At 66.1% G+C, this 17559-nt stretch carries 20 protein-coding genes and 1 tRNA gene; 10 read left to right on the top strand and 11 right to left on the bottom strand.

What is annotated here, in order from left to right; all coding sequences use genetic code 11:
• Positions 1-88 precede the first annotated feature (88 nt).
• From ACXAJT_RS08200 to rlmB, 6 genes are all read right to left on the bottom strand, one after another.
• Entirely contained in the window at positions 89-403 is a 315-nt protein-coding gene (locus ACXAJT_RS08200; protein ID WP_475234442.1) for a hypothetical protein, read from the bottom strand.
• 304 nt (positions 404-707) lie between these two features.
• Positions 708-1190, bottom strand: coding sequence for a transcription antitermination factor NusB (gene nusB, locus ACXAJT_RS08195; RefSeq protein WP_066104706.1), 483 nt, complete (start codon positions 1188-1190; stop codon positions 708-710).
• Complete coding sequence (locus ACXAJT_RS08190) at positions 1187-1738, bottom strand: 6,7-dimethyl-8-ribityllumazine synthase (protein WP_475234441.1); 552 nt, start codon at positions 1736-1738, stop codon at positions 1187-1189. Before ACXAJT_RS08190 ends, nusB begins: the two co-directional genes overlap by 4 nt.
• The gene (gene ribB, locus ACXAJT_RS08185; protein ID WP_475234440.1) at positions 1738-2862 is read right to left on the bottom strand and encodes a 3,4-dihydroxy-2-butanone-4-phosphate synthase; all 1125 of its coding nucleotides are present in this window, start codon (positions 2860-2862) and stop codon (positions 1738-1740) included. The genes ACXAJT_RS08190 and ribB overlap by 1 nt, the downstream gene beginning before the upstream one ends.
• Positions 2863-2970: 108 nt before the next feature.
• Positions 2971-3282: a hypothetical protein gene (locus ACXAJT_RS08180; RefSeq protein ID WP_475234439.1), complete on the bottom strand. Its 312-nt coding sequence runs from the start codon at positions 3280-3282 to the stop codon at positions 2971-2973.
• A 40-nt stretch (positions 3283-3322) separates the two neighbouring features.
• Positions 3323-4102, bottom strand: a complete 780-nt coding sequence (rlmB, locus tag ACXAJT_RS08175) for a 23S rRNA (guanosine(2251)-2'-O)-methyltransferase RlmB (protein ID WP_475234438.1) — start codon at positions 4100-4102, stop codon at positions 3323-3325.
• Between the two features lie 152 nt (positions 4103-4254).
• Between rlmB and ACXAJT_RS08170 the strand changes: the two genes are divergently transcribed.
• The 8 genes from ACXAJT_RS08170 to ptsP all read left to right on the top strand — a co-directional run bounded on the left by ACXAJT_RS08170 (position 4255) and on the right by ptsP (position 11759).
• Positions 4255-4338 (top strand) — tRNA-Tyr (locus ACXAJT_RS08170).
• Between the two features lie 386 nt (positions 4339-4724).
• On the top strand, positions 4725-5939 hold the full coding sequence (locus ACXAJT_RS08165) for a 3-deoxy-D-manno-octulosonic acid transferase (RefSeq protein ID WP_475234437.1): 1215 nt from the start codon (positions 4725-4727) through the stop codon (positions 5937-5939).
• Between the two features lie 39 nt (positions 5940-5978).
• The gene (locus ACXAJT_RS08160) at positions 5979-6485 is read left to right on the top strand and encodes an NUDIX hydrolase (protein WP_475234436.1); all 507 of its coding nucleotides are present in this window, start codon (positions 5979-5981) and stop codon (positions 6483-6485) included.
• 21 nt (positions 6486-6506) lie between these two features.
• Positions 6507-6944 carry a DUF1178 family protein gene (locus ACXAJT_RS08155; RefSeq protein ID WP_475234435.1) on the top strand — a complete coding sequence of 146 codons (438 nt, stop codon included), beginning with the start codon at positions 6507-6509 and terminating at the stop codon, positions 6942-6944.
• A gap of 8 nt (positions 6945-6952) precedes the next feature.
• Entirely contained in the window at positions 6953-7597 is a 645-nt protein-coding gene (locus tag ACXAJT_RS08150) for an SDR family NAD(P)-dependent oxidoreductase (protein WP_475234434.1), read from the top strand.
• A complete protein-coding gene (locus ACXAJT_RS08145) occupies positions 7575-8045 on the top strand; it encodes an SgcJ/EcaC family oxidoreductase (RefSeq protein ID WP_475234433.1) in 471 nt (156 codons plus the stop codon). Before ACXAJT_RS08150 ends, ACXAJT_RS08145 begins: the two co-directional genes overlap by 23 nt.
• Positions 8046-8223: 178 nt before the next feature.
• Positions 8224-9462: an aspartate kinase gene (locus tag ACXAJT_RS08140; protein WP_475234432.1), complete on the top strand. Its 1239-nt coding sequence runs from the start codon at positions 8224-8226 to the stop codon at positions 9460-9462.
• A 47-nt stretch (positions 9463-9509) separates the two neighbouring features.
• Entirely contained in the window at positions 9510-11759 is a 2250-nt protein-coding gene (gene ptsP / locus ACXAJT_RS08135; protein WP_475234431.1) for a phosphoenolpyruvate--protein phosphotransferase, read from the top strand.
• A 316-nt stretch (positions 11760-12075) separates the two neighbouring features.
• Here the strand turns inward: ptsP and ACXAJT_RS08130 are convergent, their stop codons facing one another.
• The gene (locus ACXAJT_RS08130) at positions 12076-12840 is read right to left on the bottom strand and encodes an EcsC family protein (protein WP_475234430.1); all 765 of its coding nucleotides are present in this window, start codon (positions 12838-12840) and stop codon (positions 12076-12078) included.
• 50 nt (positions 12841-12890) lie between these two features.
• Positions 12891-13367, bottom strand: a complete 477-nt coding sequence (locus ACXAJT_RS08125) for a GNAT family N-acetyltransferase (RefSeq protein WP_475234429.1) — start codon at positions 13365-13367, stop codon at positions 12891-12893.
• Between the two features lie 90 nt (positions 13368-13457).
• On the opposite strand from ACXAJT_RS08125, the gene ACXAJT_RS08120 reads away from it, so the two are divergent.
• Together ACXAJT_RS08120 and ACXAJT_RS08115 are read left to right on the top strand one after the other, a co-directional pair.
• Complete coding sequence (locus tag ACXAJT_RS08120; RefSeq protein WP_475234428.1) at positions 13458-14060, top strand: flavin reductase family protein; 603 nt, start codon at positions 13458-13460, stop codon at positions 14058-14060.
• A gap of 182 nt (positions 14061-14242) precedes the next feature.
• Positions 14243-14890: a CatB-related O-acetyltransferase gene (locus tag ACXAJT_RS08115; protein WP_475234427.1), complete on the top strand. Its 648-nt coding sequence runs from the start codon at positions 14243-14245 to the stop codon at positions 14888-14890.
• 24 nt (positions 14891-14914) lie between these two features.
• Here the strand turns inward: ACXAJT_RS08115 and ACXAJT_RS08110 are convergent, their stop codons facing one another.
• The 3 genes from ACXAJT_RS08110 to ACXAJT_RS08100 all read right to left on the bottom strand — a co-directional run bounded on the left by ACXAJT_RS08110 (position 14915) and on the right by ACXAJT_RS08100 (position 17524).
• A complete protein-coding gene (locus tag ACXAJT_RS08110) occupies positions 14915-15316 on the bottom strand; it encodes a PaaI family thioesterase (RefSeq protein ID WP_475234426.1) in 402 nt (133 codons plus the stop codon).
• Between the two features lie 88 nt (positions 15317-15404).
• Positions 15405-15851: a MaoC/PaaZ C-terminal domain-containing protein gene (locus ACXAJT_RS08105; protein WP_475234425.1), complete on the bottom strand. Its 447-nt coding sequence runs from the start codon at positions 15849-15851 to the stop codon at positions 15405-15407.
• Between the two features lie 131 nt (positions 15852-15982).
• Entirely contained in the window at positions 15983-17524 is a 1542-nt protein-coding gene (locus ACXAJT_RS08100) for an ATP-dependent DNA helicase (protein WP_475234424.1), read from the bottom strand.
• Positions 17525-17559 lie beyond the last annotated feature (35 nt).

The following is a 17559-nucleotide window of genomic DNA, read 5'->3' as shown; positions in this document are numbered from 1 at the left end:
TCCTCAAGCTCTTCCCTTCCCGCCCTCACAAAACGAAAAAAGCGCCCCGCAGTGAGGCGCTTCGATTCGGCAAATGTGTCTGGGGCGATCAGAGGTGACGACGCTTGCGCGGTTCGTCCACAGGCACGCGCACCGGCATCGGCTCCAGCGCCATACGCTTGCCACCGGACGGCGGAAGTACGTCATCGCCCATCCGCATCACGGTCATCGCAAACTGCACGCTGGCAAAGACCAGACCGTTGAAAAGCCAGAGAAGAAATACCGCCAATAGCCCCACGTCGGAATGGCTGACCAGATGCTGCAGGTTGGCGACATTCTGCCACAGCAGCAGCGCCACAAAGCCCGCCGACAGGCCGAAGCCGATCGCGCATTGGGTGATGTAGAGGCGGACGAGTTTCGGCATGTGACTCTCTCCTTCATCAGGTTGACAGAGCGTAACGCAACCGCCGCAAAGCTCAAGACCCCTGCAGGATTCCGCCCCGTCACATTCAAATGTAGGGATAGCTTCACGAAACGCAAGCAATCGTGCCGCAACGAAAGCACCCGACGGCTGCGATCCGCCGCCGCGAACCATCCGCCCGCCACAAGAACGCCCGCCACAAGAAAAGGCCGGAGTCCCAGACCCCGGCCTTCTTCTCTTTGACAAATACGCCGGGGGAGGCGCGGCGCAGCCGCGACGGGGGCAGCGCCCCCACCCACCTCCGGGTTCAGAACGCCTCGGGCTTCGCCTCGCGCGCCATGTGATCAAGGATGGCGTTGACGAATTGCACTTCCCGCCCCTCGGGAAAGAACGCCCGCGCCACGTCGAGGAACTCGGTGATCACCACTTTCGGCGGCGTGTCGAGCGCGACCATCTCGGCGCCGGCGGCGCGGAACAGCGCGCGCAGGATCGGATCAATCCGGTCGATCGGCCATTTCGCCACCAGAGCGCGGTCGGTCATCTGGTCGATCTTGGCCTGCCAGTTCACCGCTTCGCCAACCAGCTTGCCAAAGAGGTCGATGTCCCCCTCGACCAGTTCCACGCCCTCCTCGACCTCCGCCCCGAAGCGGTAGTCGTAGAATTCCTGCATGGTCTTCTCGGCCGTCGTGCCCGAGAGCTCCATCTGGTAGAGCGCCTGCACGGCATAGAGCCGCGATGCGGATTTCATACGGCGTTTCTGATTGCCGGAGGGAGGAACCGGGGTCGTCATGCGCTATGCTTTCCTTTGGAAGCGCCCGCGATCTGGTATTCGTCCTGGGCGGGCACGAATCCCACCCCCTTGCGAGCGCCGCCCCACCTACGTTCGAGCGCGATCAGATGCAAGGCCGCAGCGGCTGCGCCGCCGCCCTTGTTCTGACCTTTCGCCTCGGCGCGCACGCGCGCCTGTTCGTAGTTCTCGACCGTCAGAATGCCGTTGCCGATGCACAGCCCCTGAAGCCCCAGCAGCGTCAGCCCGCGCGAGCTGTCGTTGCAGACCGTGTCGTAGTGGGTGGTCTCGCCGCGGATCACGCAGCCAAGCGCCACGTAGCCGTCGAAATTCGACATGCGCTCGGCGATACCGATGGCGGTGGGCACTTCCAGCGCGCCCGGCACTTCGACGATCTCGTGAAAGCCGCCCACGGCTTCGATCTCGGCGATGGCACCAGCGATCTGCTCGTCGGCGATCTCTTTGTAGTAGGGCGCGACGACGATGAGGATTTTCACCGGCTTGTCGAACTCGGCGCGCGGCAGGGTGTAATGGGTTTCGCTCGAGGCCATCAATTCTCTCCGATCTTGCGGGTGCCGACGATCTCGAGCCCATAGGCCTCGAGCCCGACGACGCGCGGGGTGGGCGAGTTGGTCAGCAGCACCATCTTCGACAGGCCGAGCGACGACAGGATCTGCGCGCCCAGACCGTATTGCCGCAGGGTGCGCGGCGAGACGTCGTCATGCAACTCCAGTTTCATCGAGGTGTCGCGCAGCAGCACGACGACGCCGCGGCCCTCTTCGGCGACTTCCTTCATCGAATCGCGGAATTCGTCCGACCGGCCGTTGTGGCCAGTGCCGATGATGTCGAGCATCGGGTCGAGCGCGTGCATCCGCACCAGAACCGGCTCGTCGCCGGAGATATCGCCTTTGGTCAGCACGATGTGCTCGTCACCATGGGATTGGTCGGTGTAGATGCGCATGTTCCAATCGCCGCCGAACTCCGACTGGATCACCTCTTCGGAGCGCACGCGCACGAGGTTGTCGTGGCGCCGGCGGTAGGCGATGAGATCAGAGATGGTGCCGATCTTCAGCCCGTGCTTCTGCGCGAAGGCGACAAGCTCGGGCAGGCGCGACATGGTGCCGTCTTCGTTCATGATCTCACAGATCACACCGGCTGAATTGAGCCCCGCGAGACGGGCGACGTCCACGGCGGCCTCGGTATGACCAGCGCGCACCAGCACGCCGCCATCCTTGGCCCGCAGCGGAAAGACGTGGCCGGGCGTGGCGATATCGGCAGCGCCCTTCGAGGCGTCGATGGCAACGGCGACGGTCTTCGCACGATCTGCAGCAGAGATGCCCGTGGTCACCCCCTCGCGCGCTTCGATCGAGATGGTGAAAGCCGTCTCGTGGCGCGAAGAGTTGTTGACCGACATCAGGTGCAGGCCCAGCTCGTCGATCCGTTTGGAGGTCATCGACAGGCAGATCAGACCCCGGCCATGGGTGGCCATGAAGTTGATCGCGTCAGGGGTCGCCCATTGCGCCGGGATCACGAGGTCACCCTCGTTCTCGCGGTCCTCGTGGTCGACGAGAATGAACATCCGCCCGTTGCGGGCATCCTCGATAATCTCCTCGACCGAGGAAATTGCGTCTTTCCAGTTCTCTTCAACCGGACCCGGGTTTTCGTAATCCGCCATGTCGCCTCTCAATTCTGCACTCGCCAAATAAGACAGGCAGGCGCGAAAGACTAGGCCGGTTTTTGTGCGGGGCTGCGTTGCGCGCTGTGCAATGCGCTCAAAGCGCCATCAATCGAAGATATCTTCGAGCAGATCAAACACGCCCGACAGCGCCTTATGCGTCGGCGACTTGCGTTTGCGCTTCTTCGCCTTCTTGGCCGCCTTGCGCGCCGCCTTCTCTGCCTTGCGCAGACGCTCCCGGTCAGGGTGCGGCTTGGGGTGCGGGATGACACCGCCGCGGGCGCCTTGGGTCTTGAGGTTTTTCAGTTGCCGCAGCGGCGCCCCGCAGGAGGCGCAGCTAAGCTCGTGACGAGACGTCCCGTCCAGCACAAGCGCGGCGCGGGCACCGCAGTAACAACATGTCGCAATCGTCTGGGCCATCAGCAGCATATGGGCGCAGGAACTGCGCCCCGCAAGACGCTCAGGGCTTGGCCGCGTAGAGCGCCACCGCCGCCGCGTTGGACACGTTGAGCGAGCCGAAACCACGGGCGAAGTCGATCTTCACCAAATGATCCACGGTCTCTTTGGTGCGCTGCCGCAGCCCCGGCCCCTCGGCGCCCAGCACCAACGCCACGGCGCGGTCGCGCTTGCCGTCGAGCGCTGCTTCGATGGTCGTCTCTGCCTCGCCGTCGAGCCCCAGCACCAGATACCCCATGCCCTGCAGCGCGATGATTGTATCCGCGAGGTTGCGCTCGCGCAGATAGGGCTGCCGTTCGAGCGCGCCCGAGGCGGTCTTGGCCAGCGCGCCGGTTTCCGGCGCGGAATGATGCAGCGTGCCGATCACCGCCTGCGCGCCGAACACCTCCGCCGAGCGCAGGATTGCCCCGACGTTATGCGGATCGGTCACCCGATCAAGCAGCACCAGCCGCGGCGGCAGCGTGCCATCGCCAAGCGCCACGTCGTCCAAACGGCCCCAGTCCAGTGGCTTTACTTCCAGCGCGGCGCCTTGGTGCACCGACTGCGGATCAAGCGGCGCGCCAAATTTGCGCGGATCGTGAATCTCGGGCTCGATTCCCCCCGCCTCCAGCGCACCTTCGAGTTTTGCCTTGGCGTTCAGCGTCAGGATAAGCCGCAATTTCTCGCGCTTGGGATTCATCAGCGCGTCGCGCACCGCGTGCAGGCCGAACAGCCAGACGGTTTCGGCCGCCTTGGCCTTCTTCGCCTGTTCCTTCTCGACCACCCATTTCGGTTTCTTGACCATGGCACGCGTCCTTTTTTCCTGAGCTTCGGTCTGTGCATCGCCCTGTGACGCGCTGCAAGAGATTTTCCTGTTGACGGCAGTTTTCACTGATTGTAGTCAGCGCCCCACGACGCCGGGCAGCCGGCGGAGGACACCGCCAGATGGTGGAAAGTGGGCGACAGGCCGCAAGGTGTGGCAGGGGACTGTAACTCCCTCGCGGAGACGCACGCTTGGTTCGATTCCAAGGTCGCCCACCACTTTCCCTCCTGAACTTCAGTGACCAAAGTGGCAGCTTTCCGCGGCAAGTCCAGCCGTGGCTTGCGCTGGCCGAGCGCCTGACCCTCCGCCATATCCCCCTCTAAATGCTGTCGGCGAGACGCGGCGCGTATGCCCCCTAGCACCGGCCCCTGCTTGCCTGCCGCGGCGAAGCTGCCTCCTCCCTGTCCCGACTCGCCGCCTAGTGCCTCGAGGAATCAGGAAACAGGCTGCCAATGCAGACATCCAACCGCGAAGCCCGTGGCATCTTCCGGCCATCGGCGATAGGAGGTCGCCTCCGCCCCCGCCCTTTTATATAGAAGGAGCGGTCACAACGCGGCACCGGCGGCCATGTGGCCGCCCCTGCCTCTGGGATGCACCGAAACCGATGCTATTGTACCGCCTGCTCCTGTCTCTCTTCGCCGCTGGCATTCTTGGCCGCGCCGCGCTCAAGCGCGACCGCGCCACGCTGCGCGCGAGGCTGGCACTCGGGCCGAGCAATCCCGGCGCCCATGTCTGGCTGCACGCGGCCTCCAATGGCGAACTTGCCTCCGCCAAGCCGGTGATCGAGGCTCTGCGCGCGGCGCGCCCCGACACGCAACTTCTGGTGACCTGCAATTCGGCCACCGGCGTCAGCCTCGCGGAAAGCTGGGGGCTGGAGGCGCGACTGGCGCCGCTCGACCTCGCCCGTGCCTCGCGCCGGATGCACCGGCGCTGGAACGTGCGCACGCATATCACCATGGAATCCGAACTGTGGCCCAACCGTCTGCTCTCCTGCCCTGGCCCGGTTGTCGTGCTGGGTGGGCGGCTGTCGGAAGGCACCGCGCGCGGCTGGCGCATCTTCGGAGGGTTGCAGGCCCGGGTCCTGCGCCGCATCGCCTTCCTCTCGGCGCAGGATACAGCCTCGCGTGATCGCTTCGTCGCCGCCGGCCTGCCCCGCGAGGCGCTTGGCCCGGTGGTGGATCTCAAGGCGCTCTATGCCCCGGTAGAGCAGCGCGACCCCGCCCTCGAAGCTGAATTCCAGCGCGATCGCTGCTGGCTCGCCGCTTCGACGCATGAAGGCGAAGACGAAACCATCCTCGCCGCCCACGCCGAAGCACGCTTGAAAGACCCCGGCCTGCGCCTGATTCTGGCGCCGCGCCACCCCCGTCGCGCCGAACAAATCGCCCGGCTTGCCGCCGCTCAGGGCCTTAGCTGCGCCCGCCGCAGCCTTGCCGAAAGCCCCAAGGGCGCCGACGTCTACCTTGCCGACACGCTCGGCGAAATGGCGCTGCTCTACCGGCTCGCGGGACGGGTGTTCATCGGCGGCACGCTCACCGACCGGGGCGGCCACACGCCATATGAGCCCGCCGCATATGGCGCCGCCCTCATCCATGGCCCCGACGTCCGCAATTTCCGCGCCCCCTTCGCCGCGCTCGACGCGGCGGGCGCAGCATTGCAGATTGCGGATGCCCCCGGACTTGCCGCGGCTCTGCATCAATTGCGCACGCCAAGTGCGCAACATGCTGCCGGAACGGCGACGCGCGACCTGCTCGAACCCGAAGCATCAGCACATGAGCTGGTATCGAAACTGACGCAATATGTAGACGCGGAAGAAAATTAAGCGCAAAATCCTCGAAAACAAAGCGAGCAGGGTTTCAGGATGAACGCGTTGTCGGCACACACCGCCCAGCCCATTGGGCAAGGGCGGCTGCCTCGAAAGACCCAAGTGCAATACGCTGCGCTGTGCTTTCGCGTGCGCAACGGCAAGCTCAAGATCCTGCTGATCACCAGCCGCGGACGCCGCCGCTGGACGCTCCCCAAGGGATGGCCGATGCGCGGCTGCAGCCCAGCCAAAGCCGCAGCCCGGGAGGCATGGGAAGAGGCCGGCATTCGCGGACAGGTGCACGACACATGCCTTGGCGGCTACACATACCGCAAACGCAGCTCTCCGCACCCTCACCTTGCTTTGGTCTACCCGCTGGAAGTCGCATCGCGCGATCGCAAGTTCCCCGAACGCGGCGAACGCAAGCAGCGCTGGGTCAGCCCCAAACGCGCCGCCGAACTGGTTGATCAGCCGGAACTGGCCAAGCTGCTGCGCGGACTGAAGCCAGCGGGCGGCAAGCGCGAACCGCGCTTGATCTCGGCCGGAAAAGCATTAGGTATCTAGGATCATTTCGGAAACCACCGCATGATCCAATACTCTCTCAAATGCGCGGAAGATCACCGCTTCGACAGCTGGTTCCAGTCGGCCAGCGCCTTTGACAAGTTGCATGCTGCCGGCATGGTGTCCTGCGCCACCTGCGGCTCGACCAAGGTCGAAAAGGTGCTCATGGCGCCGCGCGTGAACAATGGCGCCGCACAGCCCAAACCCGCCCCCGAATCCCCGCGCCTCTCCGAACCGGCAAACCCTGCCGAGCAGGCGCTGCGCGCCCTGCGCGAGCATGTCGAGAAGACCTCCGACTACGTCGGTCGCGACTTTGCGCGTGAGGCTCGCGCTATGCACAGCGGAGATGCCCCTCAGCGCGCGATCTGGGGCGAGACGCGCGGCGAGGAAGCCAAGGCGCTGATCGAGGAAGGTGTGCCGGTGGCCCCTCTGCCCTTCATGCCGACCCGGAAATCGAACTAGGATCTTTCATGCGACTGCTCATCACCGGCGCAAACCGCGGCATCGGCGCCGCGCTGACCGACACGCTGCGCACCCGCGGCAACGAGGTGCTGGGCACCGCCCGCAACGCCGAGGGCCTGCTGAAGCTCGACGTGACCGATCCCGCGGCACCGCCGGCGCTTGCCGCGCAACTGGGCGACGCGCCGCTTGACGCGCTGATCTGCAATGCCGGCGTGTTTCTCGACAGGCCCGAGCCGCTCGACACCGGCTATCCGGCGCAGATGTGGGCCGACACATTCGCGGTCAACGTCACCGGCGTTTTCCTCACCGTGCAGGCGATGCTGCCGTTGCTGGACCGCGCTGCCACCCCGAAGATCATGATCATCAGTTCCCAGATGGGCGCGAACGCGCTGGCCAAGGGCAACGCGCTGATCTACCGCGCCTCCAAAGCGGCGGCCCTGAACCTTGGCACCAACCTCGCCGAGGCGCTGAAGCCGAAGGGCATCGCGGTGGGCATCTACCATCCCGGCTGGGTCGGCACCGATATGGGCGGCGCGAGCGCCGACCTTACTCCGGCGCAATCCGCCGAAGGGCTCGCCGACCGACTGGACGCGCTGAGCCTTGAAAACACCGGCTGCTTCGAGACTTGGGATGGCCGCGACCACCCCTATTGATCTGCCGCAGCGGCCCGAAGCGTTTCCCGCCGCTTTCGCTGCCGCATGGGCCACACGCGACGGCGCGGCGATCGCCGGGCTGTTTGCCGTGGATGCCGAATTCGTCAACGTCACCGGCCTCTGGTGGCAAGGGCGCGAGGCCATCGCCCGCCCGCATGACTACGCGCTGAAGAGCTTCTTTGCCGAGACCACCCTGAGACCCGGTCGCATTTCGAGCAAGGCATTGGGCGAGGACCACGCGGTGGTGCGCTGCCGCTTCCGCATGAGCGGGCAGCGCACCCCTGACGGGCGCGAAGCCGAGCCGCGACAGACCATCCTGATTTTCGTGCTGCAGCGCACGCCCGAGGGCTGGCAGGGCGTCGCTGCGCAGAACACCGAGGTGGTGCCGGGACAAGAGACCTTCGTGGCTGACGGCGGGCTATCGACCGCCGACTATCGCAAGCATTGAGCGCCGCAGCCGCTGAGGCAAAGAAGCGGGATACGGCGGCGCTTTCATCTTTCCGAAAATACTCAAAACCCCGCTCTGCGCGCAGTGATCGCTCGCGGCGCCGCCGCAAGGCTCTTGCGCAGGCCGCCCCCCGCGCGTAAACGACCGCTGATTCAAAGGCCACCCCGGGGAAAACGCCATGCCCGTGCTCGTGATGAAATTCGGCGGCACCTCCGTCGCCACGCTGGACCGCATCCGCCGGGCCGCGAAACGCGTGGGCGTCGAGGTGGCCAAGGGCTACGACGTGATCGTCATCGTCTCGGCCATGTCCGGCGAGACCAACAAGCTGGTGGGCTACGTCGAAGAGACCTCGCCGCTGTTCGACGCGCGCGAATATGACGCCGTCGTCTCCTCGGGCGAGAATGTCACCGCGGGCCTGATGGCGATGACCCTGCAGGAAATGGACGTGCCGGCGCGCAGCTGGCAGGGCTGGCAAGTGCCGCTGCAGACCACCTCGGCGCACAGTTCGGCGCGGATCGTCGACATCCCCACCGACAACATCAACCGCAAGTTCGGCGAGGGCATGCGCGTCGCCGTGGTCGCGGGCTTTCAGGGCATCAGCGCCGAGGGCCGCATCACAACGCTGGGCCGGGGCGGCTCGGACACCACCGCCGTCGCCTTTGCCGCCGCCTTCGAGGCCGAGCGCTGCGACATCTACACCGACGTCGACGGTGTCTACACCACCGACCCGCGGATCTGCGAGAAGGCCCGCAAGCTCGACCGCATCGCCTTTGAGGAGATGCTCGAACTGGCCTCGCTTGGCGCCAAAGTGCTGCAGACCCGGTCGGTCGAACTTGCCATGCGTTACAATGTGAAGCTGCGGGTGCTCTCCAGCTTCGAGGAACAGTCCGACGAAGCCGGCACGCTCGTCTGCGACGAGGAGGAAATCATGGAACTGAACGTCGTTTCCGGGGTCGCCCATTCGCGCGACGAAGCCAAGATGACCCTTGTTTCGGTCGCCGACCGTCCGGGCATCGCCGCCGCCATCTTCACGCCGCTCTCCGAGGCGGGCATCAACGTCGACATGATCGTCCAGAACATCTCGGACGAAGGCCGCACCGACATGACCTTCTCGTGCCCCACCAATCAGGTGGCCCGCGCCGAGAAGGCCCTGCAGGACTGCAAGGACGCCGGCACCATCAACTACGCCGAGCTGAAGGCCGACACCGAAGTGTGCAAGATCTCGGTGGTGGGCATCGGCATGCGCAGCCAGCCGGGCGTTGCGGCAAAGATGTTCAAGGTGCTGTCGGACGAGGGCATCAACATCAAGGTCATTACAACCTCAGAGATCAAGATTTCGGTTCTAATCGACCGGAAATACATGGAACTTGCGGTGCAGGCGCTGCATGATGCCTTCGAACTCGAGAAGGCAGCCTGACAGACACCGCGGGCTCCCTTCCAATTAGTTAGGGACAGGGTGGCCGAATGCCGGATGGCACGGAAAGCGAAAGTCGCAAGCTTCTCGGGCGGCTGCGGGACACCATGGCCGAGGATGCCGCCGGGCAGGCGCGCCTCGACAAGATCACGCATCTGACCGCGGACTCGATGGGCACCGAAGTGTGCTCGATCTACCTGTTTCGAGACGATGACACGCTCGAGCTTTGCGCAACCGAAGGCCTCAACCAAGAGGCCGTGCACCAGACCCGCATGCGCATTGGCGAGGGTCTGGTGGGCCGCGTTGCGCGCAACGGCAAGGTGATGAACACCGCCGACGCGCCGTCGGCCAAGGGCTTCCGCTACATGCCCGAGACCGGCGAAGAGATTTACTCCAGCTTCCTCGGCGTGCCGATCCAGCGCCTCGGCGAAACGCTGGGCGTGCTGGTGGTGCAGACCAAGGCAAAACGTGAGTTCACCTCCGACGAGGTCTACGCGCTGGAAGTGGTCGCCATGGTGCTGGCCGAGATGACCGAACTCGGGGCCTTTGTCGGCGACAGCGCGGCGCTGTCTGCGCGGCACACCCAGCCCACCCTGCTGCGTGGCGGCACCGGGCAGGAAGGCACCGCCGAAGGCCATGTCTGGCTGCACGAGCCGCGGGTGATGGTGACCAATTTCGTCGCCGACGACCCCGAGCGCGAGCACGAGCGGCTGACCGAGGCAATCGAACGCCTGCGGGTCAGTGTCGACGAGATGCTGGCCGGCGCGGGCGCCGATGCCGAGCAGCTTGAAGTGCTTGAAGCCTACCGCATGTTCGCCAACTCCAAGGGCTGGCGCCGCCGCATGGAAGAAGACATCCAGCGCGGCCTCTCGGCCGAAGCCGCCGTGGAGAAAGAGCAATCCGCCGCCCGCGCCCGCATGAGCCAAGTGGCGGACAACTACCTGCGCGAGCGGCTGCACGATCTCGACGACCTGTCGAACCGGCTGCTGCGCATCCTCACCGGACAGGGCAGCGACACCGGCGCCTCGATGCCGCATGATCCGATCCTCGTGGCGCGCAACATCGGCCCCGGCGAACTGCTGGAATACGGCCGTCAGCTGCGCGGCATCGTGCTTGAGGAAGGCTCGGTCGGCAGCCACGCCGCTGTGGTCGCCCGCGCGCTGGCGATCCCGCTGGTGATCAACGCCCCGCGCATCACCACCGAGGCGCTGAACGGCGATCACATCATGGTCGACGGCGATCAGGGCCTCGTGCACCTGCGCCCCGACGACACCGTGGTGTCGGCCTTCCGTGACAAGATTGCCATGCAGGCAGAGGCGCAGGAGCGCTATGCCTCGATCCGGCAGAAACCGGCGATCTCGATCTGCGGCAAGCGCATCAGCCTTTACATGAACGCCGGCCTTTTGGCCGATGTGCCCTCGCTCGAAACCTCCGGCGCCGAGGGCGTCGGCCTGTTCCGCACCGAGCTACAGTTCCTCGTGCGCAACAAGATGCCCACCCGCACCGAACTGGCGGCGGTCTACAAGCGCGTGCTCGACGCCGCCGACGCCGCCGGGGACAAGCCGGTCATCTTCCGCACGCTCGACATCGGCTCGGACAAGGTGCTCCCCTACATGAAGCCCACCGACGAGCCCAACCCGGCGCTCGGCTGGCGGGCGATCCGCGTCGGTCTTGACCGGCCCGGCGTGATGCGGATGCAGTTGCAGGCGCTGCTGCGCGCCTCCGAGGGCCGTCCGCTGACGCTGATGTTCCCCTTCGTCGCACAATGGGAAGAATTCAGCGCCGCCCGCGCCGAGGTGCACAAGGCCGTCGCGCTGGAGAAGAAGCTGGGACATGTGGTGCCCGACAAGATATCGGTCGGCACCATGCTCGAGACGCCCAGCCTCGCCTACGCCTCGAACAAGTTCTTCGAAGACGTGGAGTTCCTGTCTATCGGCGGCAACGATCTCAAGCAGTTCTTCTTCGCCGCCGACCGCGAGAACGAGCGCGTGCGCCGCCGCTACGACACGCTCAACGTCAGCTTTCTGACCTTCCTCGAACAGATCGTGCAGCGCTGCTCGGCCACCGGCACGCCGCTGAGCTTCTGCGGCGAGGACGCGGGCCGCCCGATCGAGGCGGTCTGTCTGGCGGCCATCGGCCTGCACCGGCTGTCGATGCGCCCCGCGTCGATCGGACCGGTGAAGAGCCTCATCATGCGCACCGATCTTGATGCGCTTTACGATGTGATCTGCGACGCGCGCGAACGCGGCGAGCAATCGGTGCGCGATGCGGTGATGGAATACATGCGCTGGCAGGGCTGACGTCCTGCGCGCCTTCTGCTGAAACCCCAGGCTTGCGAGCACCCAGCAGACCGCACAGCGCTTCGTAGGTCCGTTGGGCAGGTCCGGTGGCACAGATCAGTTGGCATAGGTCAGTTGGCGCAGACCGCGCCCCAGAACTGGCCGGTTCGCCCGGCGCAAAGGAGCCCCGGGCGATCTAGACTACGCGCGCATCGCCGGCCGTTCTGACACGGGACACGACCCGCACGTTCTGCGCGGGCGTTGCGGCGCGGGTTTCACCGCGCCTCACCTCCGTCTCTAGGCCATTAACCTTGCAAAGCGGTTAAGCGATCCGGCCTCAGCGCGCCTGCCCGATCTGCTTTTGCAGCGCCGTGACCAGTTCGGCGCGAGGCCGCCCGGTGTCCTGCGACAGCTTCAACAGGCCGAACTGCACATGGGCCATCTCTTGGTAGTAGCTGGTATAGGCGTAGTTCGTCGCCGCCCCGGCAGCGGCGCCCAGCACCGGCACCGTCTGCGCCGCCAGCTTCTGGCCCATGGCGGTTGCCAGACGCGGCGCGACCTTGCCGATCAGCCCATGCACCGTCGCCCCGGTCAGCGTGACCCGCGTGGCGAGAAACCCGAGGTCGGCGCCGTCATCCGCCGCCAGCGGCCCGGCCGAGGCGAAGACGCTCAGGCACTCACGCCGGATCTCGGGCATCTCCGGGTCGAACCCATACTCCACAGCGATGCCCTGAATCGCCCGCAGCAGCACGGTGACCGTCACCGGCAGTTCGGCCATGGCGGTCGGCAGACCACCCGCCCCACCGGCAGCGCCCATGGCAGTGGCCAGCGCCGTGTTCAGCCAGCTTTTCTGATCCGGCACGGCGCGGCGCGATCCCGAGGCAGCTTTCAAAGACAGTTCCAGCGCCTTGGCGGTGCTGCCTTCAAGCCGGTCCTTCACCGTATCGGGCAGCCGTTCCAGCAAGTTCTCGGCCTTGCCGCCGATGAGGTTGAGCACTTGCAACCCCACGCCACCCGCAGCGCGATGACGCCGCGCCAGAGCGGCGATTTCGGCTTCGATGCTGACGGGAACAAGCTCGGTTCCGGGAACTGCTGCGGTCATCTTGCGCCTCCTTGGGTCTTCGATAGAAGATCGGCCCCCGCCCCGGAATTTCAAGCTTTGCGCGTGACCTCGCCCATCACCCCGGCCCACGCCCCCGGACGCAGTTCGGCCGCCAGCACGCGCTCCGGATTGGTCGGCGGCGGCATCACGACGCCCTCGATCTTGGAGAACCCGAAACGGCGGTAATAGGGCTCGTCGCCGACGAGCAGCACCCGCCCCCATTCCAGCGCCCGCGCCCGTTCCAGCGTGTCTCGGATCAGCGCCGCACCCAGCCCCTCGCCCTGTGCCGTGGGGTGCACGGCAACGGGGCCCAAGAGCAAGGCCTGCACCTCGCCCACGCGAACCGGCCAGTAGCGGATGGCGCCGCCGATAATGCCCAGTTCGTCCTTCGCAACGCGGCAGAGTTCGGCCACGGGCGGCACACCCTCGCGCAGCCGGTAGGACGACAACAACTCGCGGCCCGGCGCAAAGCTGAGGTCATAGAGCGCCTCGACCTCCCAGACATCGTCCGGACGTTCCTGAAACAAACTGTACAGAGCCGTGCTCTCCCGTGGCGTTTTGGCTGATTTCGCCCTATCACGGGTCCCAAGACCGCGCAAACAGCTGAGAGGACAGGCATGTTCTACCGCCCCGAAGACGGCCACGGCCTGCCGCATAACCCGTTCAACGCCATCGTGACACCCCGGCCCATTGGCTGGATCTCCACGCGCGGAGAACTGGGCGACAACCTTGCCCCCTACTCCTTCTTCAATGCGGTGGCCTATGTGCCGCCGCAGGTGATGTTCGCCTCAACCTCGGTCAAAGAGGATCGCGGCGACACCAAGGACAGCGTGGCACAGCTGCGCGAGAGCGGCGTGTTCTGCGTCAATATCGTTGAATACGCGGCGCGCGACGTGATGAACCGCAGCTCCGGCCCGTGGCCTGCGGGTGAGGACGAGTTCACCCTCGCCGGGATCGAGAAGGCCGAGTGCGAGACCATCGACTGCCCGCGCGTCGCAGGCGCTCCGGCCTCGCTCGAATGCAAGGTGACGCAGATCGTGAAGCTGGAAGGCGCGTCGAATTTCGCGGTCTTTGGCGAGGTCACCGGCGTGCACATGCGCGATGATTGCCTGAAGGACGGGCAGTTCGACGTCACGACCTACCAGCCGCTCACCCGCCTCGGCTATCGTGACTACGCGGTGATCCGCGAGGTGTTCTCGCTCAAGCGCCCCGGCGAGTGACCGGCGACTGACCGGCGCGAGGCAGGGCGCGTTTTCCACATGCGGCCTGCCTTGGGCCTGATGGCAACGCGCCCCTTTCCCCGGGCGCGGCCTTGCCATAGGCTCACGCCGTCCAGCAATGGAGGGAGCCATGGACCAGCACCTTTGAGACCCTGACACCTGCGTTTCGAAAGGAGGCTGCCATGCCCTTTGCCCTTCCCCCGTCGGATGCCGTGCATCCCATCATCCTGCCCGACGGCACACCCCATGCGGGCACCGTGCATTTGCGCGCGGTGATCGATCACCCCTGCATCGAGATCGGCGTTCACACCTACGCCTCGGATTTCGACCCACCCGCGCCCGACGGCTGGGCGGAGCGGCTCGCACCCTATCTCTTCCCGTTCTCGAATGACCGGCTGGTGATCGGCAAATTCTGCCAGATCGTGCACGGCGTGCGCTTCATCGGCGGCTCGGCCAATCATGACACGCGGGGGATCAGCACCTATCCCTTCATGGTGTTCGACCGCGAGGCCATGCACGCCAGCCAGCCCGACACGCGTGGCATCGAGGTCGGCCATGACGTCTGGCTGGGCACAGGTGCCATGGTGCTGGCCGGAGCAAGGATCGGCTCTGGCGCGATCATCGGCGCCGGCGCGGTTGTGCGCGGCGAGGTCCCGCCCTATTCCATTGTCACGGGCAATCCGGCGCAGGTGGTGCGCAGGCGCTTTGGCGAGGATGAAATCGCGCGGCTTTTGCACCTTGCATGGTGGCACTGGCCGCCGGAGCGCATCGCCGCCGCGCGCCACGCACTCGAAGCCGCCGATGTGGACGCGCTGGAGGCGCTCGCCTGAGGTGCGGGCCGGTCGCGCCTGGGATCAGCCCCGCCGACGGTAGCGAAAGACGCCGCTGCCCTTGGCGATCAACTCGCCGGTCTCATCGGTGATCACCGCCTCGGCAAAGAAGGTGCTCTTGCCGCCGCCGGTGCGGGTGCCTTCGGCGATCAGCCGGGTGCCCTTGGGACGCGACAGGTATTGCACGTTAAGCGACAGCGTCAGCGCCATCAGCTTGTCGTCTTCGTCGCCGGTGAAACAACCCGCAAAGCCCATCGCCGTGTCCAGCAGCGAGGCATGCACACCGCCATGCGGGTTCTCATGGCGGTTCATGTGCTCGGGGGCGAGGTCCAGCTCGAAGCGGGCAAAATCCGCCCGCCAGTCGGTCAGCGCGGCCCCAAGGTGCTGCAGATAGGGCGAGGGGGCTTCGAGAAACGGCTCGGTCATGCGGGGTCTCCTGTTGCGCGCCCCTGTGTCGGCTCTGCGCGGCGCCGGGTCAAGCCGCGCCCGATTGCGCCCTGCCGCCGCGCCGCGGTCAGTCCCGCACCTCGAGGAAGGTCACCCATTGCGCCACCAGTGCGGGCTGATCGCGCCCCTGCCCCTCGATCTCGATCTCCACGTCCCAATGCACGGTCAGGCGCTCTTCCTCTTCTTCCACCCCGCCAACGGTAAAATGACCGCGCACGCGCGACCCCACCGGCACCGGCGTGACAAAGCGCACCCGGTCGAAACCGTAATTCACATTGGCGATCTGGCCCGGAAACGGCGGCACCGCGTCGGCGCACATGGCCGACAGCATGGACAATGTCAGAAAACCCTGCGCCACTGGCTCGCCGAAAAGGAAACTGGCAGAGGCCCCGGCATCTTCGTGAAAGAACTTGAGATCCCCGGTGACCGCACCGAACTGCGCCACCTTCTCCGCGTCCAGCACAAACCAGCGCGAGACCTTGGGCTCCATTTCAAGGACCGCCTCAGCTGGCATGGCGCCCCGCTTCTCTGATGCTGCTGCGGATCATCGCCCCTCCTTGCGCGTTGCCAAACCCGAGGCAGATTGACGGATCGGCCCCTCCCCTTGCAAGAGGAAATCCCGAACGGCTCCGAGCGGCCCTGCCCTCAGCCCGCCGCGTCCTCGCCCTGCATCTCCAGCTCCAGCGGCGCCGGTGCGGCGGCGGCCAGATCGTCCACCCGCAGCGGCCCGGAGGGGCGCGCAAGGCGATTGCGCACCACCCAGTGCAGCCGGTCGCTGGCGCGGGTGATCGCCACATAGGCCAGACGTTTCCACAGCGGCTGGCCCGCCTCGACCCGCCCCATGCGCGCGGCGGTATAGAGGTCGGGGGCAAACACCTGCACGTTCTCCCATTGCGAGCCCTGCGCCTTGTGGATGGTCACCGCCGCCCCGTGCAGAAAGGTCGCGCCCATGCGCGCGGCAAAGGGGATAAAGGGCTCTTCCTCGTCGGGTTTTTCGATCTTCACGATCGAGGCGGCCGAGACCTGCGGGTCCGGCGCGCCGACCACATGCAGCCGCGAGAAGCCCGGCTTCTTGCCCGGCCCGAGGTAGACCACCTGCGCGCCCTTGATCAGCCCGCGCGCCTCCAGATCGAGCCGCTTCTTGCGGTGCTTCAGCGGCAGTTCCAGCCCGTCGCAGATCAGCGGCTCGCCGGGCAGAAGCTCGGTTTCGGGCGCATCATGCACAGCGCGGAACGCGTTGATCAGGCGAATGCGCGTGGCGTTGCGCCAGACCAGCACCGGCGAGCGCGCCATCAGGTCGACCTCGACCCGCTGGCCCCAGACCACCCGGTCGTCCTTCGCCGCCATCTCCTCGACCAGACGCTCGAAGCGGTAGAAATCCACCTCCGGGTCGGCCAGCGCATGCGCAAGATCGAGGATCGGGTTCGAGGCCTCCTGCCGGTGGATGCGCGACAGCTCCAGTTTGCGCTCTTCGGGCACCGCGTCAAAGACCATCTTGCCCGACTGGTTCACCGGCGCCAGCTGCGCCGGATCGCCGAACAGCAGCAGGTTGGGGAAAATCTCGCGCAGATCCTCGAACTGCCGGTCGTCCAGCATCGAGGCCTCATCGACGAAACCGATGTCGAGCGGCTCCTCGCGGCGCTTCCAGCCGGTGATGAAATCGCTGCCGCGCAGCCCCGCCGCCGCCAGCGCCGCCGGCACCGACTTGTGCCCCTGATAGGAGGCATAGGCGCGGTCCAGCGCCTCCTCGGTCAGCGCCTCGATCTCCGGGCGCTCCTCGTTGCCCATCAGCCATTCGGCGATGCGTTCGTAGACCGGGTCGTAGACCGGCGTGTAAAGAATGCGGTGAATGGTGGTCGCCGGCACGCCGCGCATGCGCAGCACCGAGGCCGCCTTGTTGGTCGGCGCCAGCACCGCCAGCGTGCGCTTCTCGCGCTTCTTGCGGCTTTCGAAATCGCCCGAGACGATCTCGCAGCCCGCCTCCTGCAGCGCCTTGCACAGCTCGGCCAGAAGCAGCGTCTTGCCCGAGCCGGCCTTGCCCATCAGAGCCATGACCTTAGAAAGCCCCTCGCGCGCGGGCTCGGTGGTGCCTTCATCCAGATCGACGCCAGCCCCGCGCAGCATCTCGGCCACGCGGTCCCAGGCTTCGGCCTGATCCTCGGAAAAACTGATCGCGGGCGCCGTCATGCGCGCGACCCTACTAAAGCGGCGCGGCGCGTACC

Source organism: Salipiger sp. ABF4_146 (assembly GCF_056161345.1).
The sequence above is the reverse complement of the archived record's forward strand: the minus strand, read 5'-3'. Positions and strand labels throughout refer to the sequence as shown.